8 protein-coding genes are annotated in these 9,932 nt (G+C 52.9%); 4 read left to right on the plus strand and 4 right to left on the minus strand.

Features of this window, described 5'->3' with window-relative positions; all coding sequences use genetic code 11:
• The first annotated feature begins 118 nt into the window (after nucleotides 1-118).
• Genes yfmF through folD form a run of 4 tightly spaced genes read left to right on the plus strand, consistent with a single transcriptional unit; the run spans nucleotide 119 to nucleotide 4,654 of the window.
• Nucleotides 119-1,396 (plus strand): EF-P 5-aminopentanol modification-associated protein YfmF, encoded by a 1,278-nt coding sequence (gene yfmF / locus RUMCAL_RS11050; RefSeq protein ID WP_021682956.1) that lies wholly within the window; start codon nucleotides 119-121, stop codon nucleotides 1,394-1,396.
• Nucleotide 1,397: 1 nt separating this feature from the next.
• Nucleotides 1,398-2,684 carry an EF-P 5-aminopentanol modification-associated protein YfmH gene (yfmH, locus tag RUMCAL_RS11055; protein ID WP_021682957.1) on the plus strand — a complete coding sequence of 429 codons (1,287 nt, stop codon included), beginning with the start codon at nucleotides 1,398-1,400 and terminating at the stop codon, nucleotides 2,682-2,684.
• A 20-nt stretch (nucleotides 2,685-2,704) separates the two neighbouring features.
• Entirely contained in the window at nucleotides 2,705-3,796 is a 1,092-nt protein-coding gene (gene lgt, locus RUMCAL_RS11060; protein WP_021682958.1) for a prolipoprotein diacylglyceryl transferase, read from the plus strand.
• A 6-nt stretch (nucleotides 3,797-3,802) separates the two neighbouring features.
• A complete protein-coding gene (gene folD / locus RUMCAL_RS11065; RefSeq protein ID WP_021682959.1) occupies nucleotides 3,803-4,654 on the plus strand; it encodes a bifunctional methylenetetrahydrofolate dehydrogenase/methenyltetrahydrofolate cyclohydrolase FolD in 852 nt (283 codons plus the stop codon).
• Nucleotides 4,655-4,814: 160 nt separating this feature from the next.
• On the opposite strand, the gene RUMCAL_RS11070 is transcribed toward folD, so the two are convergent.
• The 4 genes from RUMCAL_RS11070 to RUMCAL_RS14785 form a co-directional block, all read right to left on the minus strand.
• Nucleotides 4,815-5,702 (minus strand): carbohydrate ABC transporter permease, encoded by an 888-nt coding sequence (locus RUMCAL_RS11070; protein WP_021682961.1) that lies wholly within the window; start codon nucleotides 5,700-5,702, stop codon nucleotides 4,815-4,817.
• Entirely contained in the window at nucleotides 5,702-6,745 is a 1,044-nt protein-coding gene (locus tag RUMCAL_RS11075; protein WP_021682962.1) for a carbohydrate ABC transporter permease, read from the minus strand. Before RUMCAL_RS11075 ends, RUMCAL_RS11070 begins: the two co-directional genes overlap by 1 nt.
• Before the next feature lie 123 nt (nucleotides 6,746-6,868).
• Entirely contained in the window at nucleotides 6,869-8,362 is a 1,494-nt protein-coding gene (locus RUMCAL_RS11080) for a hypothetical protein (RefSeq protein WP_021682963.1), read from the minus strand.
• Nucleotides 8,363-8,708: 346 nt separating this feature from the next.
• Nucleotides 8,709-9,551 (minus strand): ComEA family DNA-binding protein, encoded by an 843-nt coding sequence (locus RUMCAL_RS14785; RefSeq protein ID WP_021682965.1) that lies wholly within the window; start codon nucleotides 9,549-9,551, stop codon nucleotides 8,709-8,711.
• Between the last annotated feature and the right edge of the window lie 381 nt (nucleotides 9,552-9,932).

Genomic DNA, 9,932 nt, shown 5'->3' on the forward strand with positions numbered 1-9,932 from the left:
GTCGCACAATCTTTGTGCGGTATTGCCATAAAAACACGCTCCGAAACCCGCCTATGGCAGGTTCTGATATTCGTGCGGGCAGTCCCTTTTCCGGACTGCCTTGAGAAAGGACGATGTTATGACAACCAGTTATCAACGTATCCCGCTTTCAGATGCCATTGCATTTTCTGAAATTCTGGATCCCAAACTCAAAACCAACTCGCTGCGGATCCAATTCCTCCAGCCTTTGTCGGAGAAAAACGCAGCTGCCTGCGGACTGGGCGGTTCTCTGATCGCCTCCAGCAGCAAAGCCTATCCCTCCAACGCGATCATGAACCGCAAGCTGCACATGCTGTACGGGGCAGATCTCAGTTGCAGCATTTCCAAAATGGGTGATGTACAGGTCATCACTCTGCGGACTTCTTCCATTGCTGACCGCTATGCTCTGGAACACGAAGCTGTCTTTTCGGAACTCACCCAGATCCTGCTGGGCTGCATTTTTGAGCCGAATGTGACAGACGGTGCATTTGACGAAACCGAGTTCCGCATTCAGCAGACCAACCTGCTGGACTGCATTGATGCGGAAGTCAACGAGAAGCGGCAGTACGCCATTTCTCAAACCCACAAGACCGCATTCGCCGGCGAACCGGCTGCGTTTTCCTGCTACGGCACCCGCGAATCTGCCGAAGCCATGACTCCGAAGGCTGCTTACGAAGCATTTCAGCAGCTGCTCCGGACGGCACAGATCGAGATCTACTTTGTGGGACCGGAAGCTGTTCCCCAGCTGGCGGACACCCTGCGGCAGGCTTTCGCTGCCATTGCCGACCGGAAGCCGGTTCCCGTTTCGTTCCTTTCCCCCAGCCCCTGCAAGCCGGAGCCTGTCACCGTGCGGGAAGCCCTGCCGGTCAACCAGTGCAAAATGGTCATGGGCTGGAAAACCAGCTATACCGACCGGTATGCCCTGAAAATGATGACGATGCTCCTCGGCGGTACACCCAGTTCCAAGCTGTTCGCCAACGTGCGGGAAAAGATGAGCCTTTGCTACTACTGTGCGGCAAACTTCAACGAGTGCAAGTCGTTCATGCAGGTGGACAGCGGCATTGAAACCGAGAATCTGGAAACTGCCGAAACTGCCATTGCGGCACAGCTGGAAGCCATTTGCAGCGGCGACATTTCGGACGAGGAAATGCACAGCACCATGATGACCATTCACAACACCCTCTGCGGTGTGGGCGATACTGCCAGCAGCTATATTGCATGGTATTTCGGGCAGTTCTGCCGCGGCACCAAGCTGACACCGGCGGAGGAAGAAGAACGTTACCGTCAGGTCACCAGGGAGGACATCATCGCGGCGGCAAAGTCCATGCAGCCGGATACCGTTTATATTATGGAATGCAAAGAACAGGAGGCGGAATAACATGGCAGAAACCACGAAAAAGACGATCGTTTCCCCCCAGACCGGTGACAAGTACACCCATATCCACCACAAAAGCGGACTGGAGATCTTAGTCTGCGAAATGGAGGGCTACAGCACCACCGAAGCCATGTTCGGCACAAAGTACGGCTCGATCAACACCCAGTTCAAGACCGCGGCGGACAAGGACTACTGCACCGTGCCGGAGGGCATCGCCCACTTCCTGGAACACAAGCTGTTCGAGAACGAGGACTGCGATGTGTTCGACCTGTACGCCAAGACTGGTGCCAACGCCAACGCGTTCACCTCGTTCGACAAGACCTGCTATTTCTTTAGCTGCTCCGACAACTTCAAGGCTTCGCTGGAGATCCTGCTCTCCTTTGTCCAGTCGCCGTATTTCACGCCGGAAAGCGTTGCCAAGGAACAGGGCATTATCGGGCAGGAGATCCGCATGTGCGACGACGACCCCGGCTGGCGGGTATTCTTCAACATGCTGTGCGGTCTGTACCAGAAGCATCCGGTTCGCATCGACATCGCCGGCACCATTGAGAGCATTGCGGAAATTACAGACGATCTGCTGTACCGCTGCTACCGCACGTTCTACAACCTCCACAACATGGTACTGGCAGTTGCCGGAAAGTGCACGGTGGACGAGGTGCTGGAGGTTGCCGACCGGCTGCTGAAGCCCTGCGAAGACCAGAAGCTGGAAACCGTCTTTCCGGAGGAAACACTGGACATTGTACGGGAGGAAACGGTGGAATCTGCCGCAGTGGGACAGCCGCTGTTCAATCTGGGCATCAAGTGCCAGCCGCGGCAGGGACTGGACAATCTCCGTGCGGAAATGCTGGCGGACATCACCATGCAGACCTTATCCGGCAGTTCCTCTCCCCTGTATCAGGAAATGCTGCAAAGCGGACTGGTCAACGATAGTTTCTCCAGCGAGGTCTTTAACGGCGACGGGTTCTTTACCATGATCTTCGGCGGCGAATCCCGCGACCCGCAGGCGGTGCGGGAAAAGGTCACCGCGGCAATTCTGGACGCACAGAAAAACGGGCTGGACGAGGTCATGTTCAACGAGTCCAAAAAGTCCGCCTACGGAGAACTGGTGCGGAAGCTGGGCAATGTTTCCGCCGTCACCAACACGCTGGTAGCAGCTCACATGGCTGGCTGCGGACTGTACGACCCCATGCAGGTGCTGTCTGAAATGACACTGGACGACTGCAACCGCTTCCTGCGGGAAGAAGTCGATGTCCGCCGCATGAGCCTGTCTGTCATCACGCCGGCAGAATAATCCAAAGGAGCCGAAAACATATGGCAACTGAAACAATCGGGACACTGGACTACAACGAGATCGTTTTCCCAAAGCTGGGCATCGATCTCCACGTCAACAGCACCGCCTTTTCGATCGGCGGGCTGGACATTCAATGGTACGGCATTCTCATCACGCTGGGACTGGTGCTGGCAATGATCTACGCGTTCACCCAAGTGAAAAAGTACGGGCTGAATCCGGACCGCGTGCTGGACTGCATCATCGGCGGCATCATCGGCGGCGTGGTAGGTGCCCGTGCCTACTACGTGCTGCTGAACTGGAGCGATTACGCCGGCGACTGGAAAAGCATTTTCAACATTCGCGGCGGCGGGCTTGCCATTTACGGCGGCATCATCGGCAGTCTGCTGGTGGGCTTTCTGGTGGCAAAGATCCGCAAGGTGAAGTTTCTCCCCCTGCTGGACATCGTGGGCATCGGGTTCCTGCTGGGACAGGGCATCGGCCGCTGGGGCAACTTCTTCAATCAGGAGGCGTTCGGCTGCAACACCGACAGCCTGTTCGGCATGTCCGGCGGACGGATTCAGGAGTGGATCACCGACCAGTACCCCTCTACCACCTACTTTGCCAACTTCGGCACCACGCTGGACGCTTCTCAGCCGGTACACCCCTGCTTCCTGTACGAATCCCTGTGGTGCCTGCTGGGCTTTGTGCTGCTGGCGATTTTTGCCAAGAAAATTCGCCGGTATGACGGACAGATCTTTCTGATCTATATCTGCTGGTACGGTGCAGAGCGTGCCGTGGTGGAGAGCCTGCGGACGGACAGTCTGGTAATCGGCAACGTCCGCGTGTCCCAGATACTGGCGATCACCTGCGTGGTGATTTCCATAATTCTGCAAATCGCAATTGGCACCAAAGTGAAACGCATGGGCGTGGACTACCGCATGTACAAGGACACCAACGAATCCAAGCAGATGCTGGCAGAATATGAGGCTGCCAAATTTGTGAAAGAGCCGGAGGACGACACCAACGAGGACACCGCTTCGACAGACGAAGTGGCAGAAACAGATACGACAGATTCTTCAGAATCGGACGAAACACCAGCAGAAACTGATACCAACCAAACAGAAAAGGAGTAAATAACCATGGCAAAACTGATTTCGGGAAAGGAAGTTTCCACCCAGATTCGCCAGAAAATTCGGGAACAGGCACAGCAGCTGCGGGAGGACCGCGGTATTCAGCCGGGGCTTGCCGTGATTCTGGTGGGCAATGATCCGGCATCGCAGATCTATGTTCGCAACAAGCAGAGAGCCTGCGAGGAAGTGGGCTTTCACGCATTCGAGTATAAGCTGAACGAAAACGCAACGGAAGAACAGCTGCTGGATCTGATCGGCGTGCTGAACAAGGACAACAAGGTACACGGCATTCTGGTACAGATGCCGCTGCCGGATCACCTCGATGAACAGCTGGTCATCAAGACCATTTCCCCGCTGAAAGATGTGGACGCATTCCACCCCATAAACGTGGGCAAGATCATGATCGGCGACTACGACTTCCTCCCCTGCACACCGGCGGGTGTCATGGAACTCATTGACAGCACCGGCGTGGAGATCGACGGCAAGAACTGCGTGGTTGTCGGCAGAAGCAACATCGTGGGCAAGCCCATGGCAATGCTGCTGCTCCACCGGAACGCAACTGTTACCATTTGTCACTCCCACACCAAGAACCTCAAGGAGGTTTGTGCATCGGCAGACATTCTGGTCAGTGCCGTGGGAAAGGCACACTTCATCACCGCGGACATGGTGAAAGAGGGTGCGATCGTGATCGACGTGGGCATGAACCACGACGAAAACGGCAAGCTTTGCGGTGACGTGGAATTCGCCGAAGTGGAACCCAAGGCAAGCTATATCACACCGGTTCCCGGCGGCGTGGGACCGATGACCATTACCATGCTGATGAAAAACACCCTGCGTGCAGCAGAAATGAAACAGAAGTAATCTCAATCCTCTATATCAAAAACGCCCCTCCGGTGTACTTGCCGGAGAGGCGTTTTTTTGATATGCTGCATCTTGCCGCCGCAGGGTGACATGCCATAACACAAAAGAGCCACTGCCCGAAGGCAATGGCTCTTTCTATGAACAACAATTTGAAATGCGATTATTCCTTTACGCCGCCCAGTGCTACACCAGCAACGATGAATCTGGACAGAATCAGGTAGATCACAATGATCGGGATAACAGACAGTGCAACTGCAGCGTACTGTGCACCCAGATCAGGGTGCTTATCCTGACCCAGAACGCTCTGGATCATGATCGGCATTGTGAAACGCTTTTCATTGGAAATGATGATCATATTCTGTGTATAGAAGTTGTTCCAGTTCTGTACGAACGCGAAGATCGCCTGTACTGCAATTGCCGGTTTGCACATCGGAATTGCAATGGTCAGGAAGGTGCGGAACTCGCCGCTTCCGTCGATACGGGCAGCCTCTACGATGTCCAGCGGGAAGGAAGACTTCATATACTGACGCATATAGAATACAACGGCAGGTGCTGCGATTGCAGGAATGATCAGCGGAATGTAGCTGTTTGCCAGACCCAGAGTACCTACCATGAACTTTACGAAACCGGTAGATGTAACCTGAATCGGGATCATCATAACTGCCAGAATAAACGTATATGCACCGTCACGGATCTTGAAATCGTAAACGGTCAGACCATAAGAGGTCAGTGCGGAGAAGAATACGGTCAGAATTGTGGTACAGCCTGCAATAATCAGGGAGTTCCGGTAGCCCAGCCAAACGTTAAAGTTCGGGGACTGCGGAAATTCACCACCGGCAATATTCTTGATATTGGTCATCAAGTCACCGCCCGGCAGGAACTGCAACGGTTGAGCACGCAGAGCAGCGTCCCCGTGGGTTGCGTTCATGATCATGATGTACAGCGGAACCAGACAGATCAGTGCCAGCAGAACGCAGACAATGAAGCAGCCAGCCGATTTCAGTCTTTGCACCAGAATGTAATTGTCCTTAACACCAACGTTTTCCATTATGCACCCAGACCTCCATTCTTAGCCAGCTTCTGCTGTTTCTTGTATTCCTTGACCAGAGCCTTACGCTCCTGCTTCTTCCGATGCTCGTCTTCATCACGGTTCATACGGAATACGAGAATACCCAGAGCCGCAGTGATGATAAACAGAATTACGGAAGCGGCACCGGCAATGCCGTAGTCAGGCTGGTGAACCTTTGCACCGGCACGGAACTGTTCATAAACGAATACCGCAACGGTACGCAGGTTTGCGTTGATTTTACCTGCACCTGTGTGATACAGATACGGAATATCGAACATCTGCAAACCACCGATCATGGAAGTGATCAGGGTATAAACAACCATCGGTCGCAGCAGCGGCAGGGTCACCTTGCGGAGCACCTGACCACTGGAAGCACCATCGATTGCAGCAGCTTCGAACAGAGAGGGGTTGATACCCATGATACCAGACATCATCATGATCATGGTATTACCAAACCACAGCCACGTCTGAATAAACATAACGATGCCGCGGCTCCAAACAGCAGATGCTTCGAAGCTTACCGCATCGTTGCCTGCATTCAGCAGCAGTGTGTTGACTGCGGACAGCTGGCTGTTGGAAATAAAGCGCATGAACAGTGCTGCAACAGATACTGCAGTAATGATGTTCGGCAGATACATAACAACTTTAAAGAAGCCCACGCCCGGAATGTGCAGTTTCGAATCGGTAAACCAAACCGCCAGCAACAGGGACAGCAGGATCTGCGGAATAAAGTTACCAAACCACAGAATGATCGTGTTTTTGAACGAAGTCAAAAACAGCTCCTGCATTGCCTTTGCACGACGACCCATTCCTTCACCGGAACCGAACAGAATGGTAGCATAGTTGTCGAAGCCGACAAATGTGCCCGCATCTGCACCGTTACCCTGAAAGCTCAGGATAAAGGTCTGGATCAGCGGCCAGATCTGGAAGAAACAATACACAAGAAAGAACGGGGCAATGAACATATAGCCATATTTCGCATAGCTAATCGACTTAATACGACGTTGTGCAGCGGATGCCATTTGCACACACCCTTTCAAAAATTCAGTAGAATAGTAAGAGAAAAGATAAACATACGCCTATAGGACGCAATTATCCTATAGGCTGTACGTTCAATCATTCAAAAAGCGTTGAGAAGCCGAAGCTTATTCAACAGTGATGTCAGTTACATCAGCTGCAATTGCATCCAGGAATGCGTTCAGGCAGTCATCCTCAGAAGCGGTTACGCCATTGCAGTAATCCTGAACTGCGTTCTGCAGGTCAGTGTTGATCTTTGCATCATACTCAGAAGCAATGCTCATGTCGATCTTGTCAGCAGAGTTGAACAGGATCTGGAACTGATCCTGACCACCGAACAGCGGGTTGCTGTTTGTGCCAGCTTCAGTTGTAGCAGACATTACGCCCTTGTTGTTTACGAAGTCACCACGAACGTCTACATACTTCTGCATTGCATCTGCATCAGCAGTCATAGTGTAGATGAACTGGCCAGCTTCCTTAGCGTTATCGGTCTTCGGATATACGCAGATCCATGTGCCGCCCCAGAACCAGGATGTCGGGCCTTCGCACAGTGCATACTTGCCGTATGTAGAGCCGCCTTCGCCGCCTTCAGCCTGTTCCAGAGAACCGCCCTTAGCGATTGCCCAAGTCGGGAAGAAGAAACCGAAGGTCTTGTTAGCCTGAGCACCGTCAGACTGACCCTGCGGGAGCCAGTCATCACTCCACTGAGTTGCACCAGAGATGTAACCCTTGTCGAAGTTCTCCTTCGCCATAGAGATGAAATCACCTACGGAAGAAGGATCCAGCTTGCCGTCGTTTACCCAAGACTTGGTTCTGTTACCGTTGGAGTAAGCTCTCCATACGCCGCCCAGAGAGTCAGCCATAGCAGTGGTGTTGCCAGACTTCTCATATACGGTAGCTGCGGTCTTCCAGAAGTCATCCCAGCTGCCGACCTGTGCCTGCATATCTTCCGGAGAAGTTACGCCCAGATATTCTTCAGCCAGATCTGCACGGTATGCATAGCCGCCTGCTGCAGCCTGCCAAGAAGCACCCTTCAGGACGCCGTTCTTGTCCTTGCCCATGGCTACAGTGTAGTCATAAGCATTTGCATACATGTCTTCAGAGATACCTACTGCAGACAGCGGAGCAGAATACTCATCGTTGTTCTGATAAGCCATGTTCCAGTCAGCGTCGCAGAAGTACAGGTCAACGTCGTCGCCAGACAGGAATACCTGTGCGTACTGTTCGTTAGCATCAGTACCGTTAGAACCAACGTTCTTGTAGTTGATCATGCTCTTGTCCATGCCGGTTGCATCAGCAACGATGTCGTACATGTACTTCAGGTCATCATCGTTCCAGCACAGGATTGTCAGCTTGTCGCCGCCGTCCTTCAGGGAGCCGTCCGGTTCGCCCAGAGCCGGAACATCAACGTTGGTGTAGCCAGCTGCGGACTCAACAGAAGATTCTTCTTCAGCGGTAGAATCTTCAGCGGAATCTGCATCTGCTTCGCTGCTGTCTTCAGCAGAAGACTCAGCCTTAGACTCAGAAGTGCTGGAGCTGTCATTGCCGCCGCATCCTACGAATGCAGTTGCAGTCATAGCCAGAGCAGCCATCAGAGCCAGTGTTCTTTTCAACTTGTTCATTGGAAATTTCCTCCTTAAATATATATATCACACGTTGTGCCGGTTTGGTACAGCAGTGCAATAAACAATAAAAAACGATACCATGCCGCCCGCCGGAGTTTCTCCGCCGCGGCATGCCCTGTTCCCATAAAAGTGCACAAAACACGCCTAGGGAACATTTCTTGTGATAAGCCTAATATACAACAATTCGAAACAAATGTCAATGCCTTATACCGTTCTTTCATTTTTTTCAGTGATACGGTACAAAAATCAGTTGATTTTTTTGTGCAATCCGCCAAGTATTTCGAACATTTCTGTAAAAGGTTACAAACTGGTTAAAATGTCGAGTTTCCTCAAAAAAGTGCGGCTACTGGGCAAGTTCCTCGGTAATTTGCACATAGTCCCGAAGCTGCACGAAATACGCCTCCGTCATGCCGTCCACGTAGAGCAGTTCATATACCGACGAAAACGCCTGAATCTGCTGCCGAAACGCCACGATCTTCTCCGCCAGTTCCGGCTGCATCCCGGGAATCTGTTCCAGTTCCGCCGCCGTCGCCTGATTCAGATCCAGCGGGAACGTCACTGCCGGTGCAGCTGCCGCCGGTGGTTCTGTTGCAGGCGGAGCCGTTTCTGCCGGCTGCGGTGCTGCCGCTGGTGCGGGAGCTCCTGCCGGTTTCGGTTCCGGCTCCGGTTCGGGAAACGTTTCGTATTCCAGATAGAGCAGATCATAAATTTCGTACAAGGTCGCCTCGCCGATGCCCTCCACCTCCAGAAGCTGTTCCCGATTGGAGAACCCGCCGATCTGGTCGCGGTATACCGTGATGCGTTCCGCCAGCACCGCCCCGATATGGGGCAACTGTTCCAGTTCCGCCGCCGAAGCCGCGTTCAGTTCCAGCGGAAAGGTCACGGTTTCGGCTGCCGGCGTGGTGCTTTCCGGAGCCGTCCGGGTTTCTTGGAAAGCCTGTCCGGCACGCTTGGCAGAAGCCGTTTTCGTCCGGCGGGTGCCGGTGTGCAGAGTGGTTTCCGCGGCAGAAACAGTTGCTTCCGTGCCCGTAGTTTCCACCGTTGCAGCAGCCAGCCGCTGGGGTCGGGCGGAAAGTTCCCTTTCGGAAACGTGCCGTGTCCCCTGCCAAAGCAGCAGCCCCACAGCACCTGCCAGCAGAACCGTAGTTCCGCCCCGCATCAGCCATTTCAAGCATTCCTGTTTCATGCGTTCCTACCCCGTCCTGCGGAAAAATTTCTTCCCCGTCCTGCGGAAAAATTCCTTGCTTTGTTGTAATCCTGCAAAAGGTTCTCCGCAACTCCACTGTCTATTTTAGCACATTTCACACAAATCCGCAAGTGCTTTTCCGGTTTTTTTCTATCTTTAATCATTTTTCAAAACATTCGCCGCCGAATCGGGATTTCACTTAAAAATATTACGCTTTCCCCTTGAATTTCATTCGATTTCAGGCAAAAAAAGCAGGGCACCGAAACCGGCACCCTGCCTCATTTCAAAAATGTTTCGAGCCTGTTTCGGGAAACCGGCTGTCACGAGAATACGTTCACGGAAATCATTTTTCAAAAATGTGTTGATTTAAATTGTGCCAAA

Origin of the sequence: Ruminococcus callidus ATCC 27760, assembly GCF_000468015.1 — a bacterium.
GTDB classification, from domain to species: domain Bacteria; phylum Bacillota; class Clostridia; order Oscillospirales; family Ruminococcaceae; genus Ruminococcus_C; species Ruminococcus_C callidus.

What these genes read in the sequence shown, in the direction of transcription:
- RUMCAL_RS11075 (WP_021682962.1), bottom strand. Translation starts at nt 6,745, where the DNA reads ATGGCATCCGCTGCACAACGTCGTATTAAGTCGATTAGCTATGCGAAA.
- RUMCAL_RS11070 (WP_021682961.1), bottom strand. Translation starts at nt 5,702, where the DNA reads ATGGAAAACGTTGGTGTTAAGGACAATTACATTCTGGTGCAAAGACTG.
- yfmF (WP_021682956.1), top strand. Translation starts at nt 119, where the DNA reads ATGACAACCAGTTATCAACGTATCCCGCTTTCAGATGCCATTGCATTT.
- RUMCAL_RS14785 (WP_021682965.1), bottom strand. Translation starts at nt 9,551, where the DNA reads ATGAAACAGGAATGCTTGAAATGGCTGATGCGGGGCGGAACTACGGTT.
- folD (WP_021682959.1), top strand. Translation starts at nt 3,803, where the DNA reads ATGGCAAAACTGATTTCGGGAAAGGAAGTTTCCACCCAGATTCGCCAG.
- yfmH (WP_021682957.1), top strand. Translation starts at nt 1,398, where the DNA reads ATGGCAGAAACCACGAAAAAGACGATCGTTTCCCCCCAGACCGGTGAC.
- lgt (WP_021682958.1), top strand. Translation starts at nt 2,705, where the DNA reads ATGGCAACTGAAACAATCGGGACACTGGACTACAACGAGATCGTTTTC.
- RUMCAL_RS11080 (WP_021682963.1), bottom strand. Translation starts at nt 8,362, where the DNA reads ATGAACAAGTTGAAAAGAACACTGGCTCTGATGGCTGCTCTGGCTATG.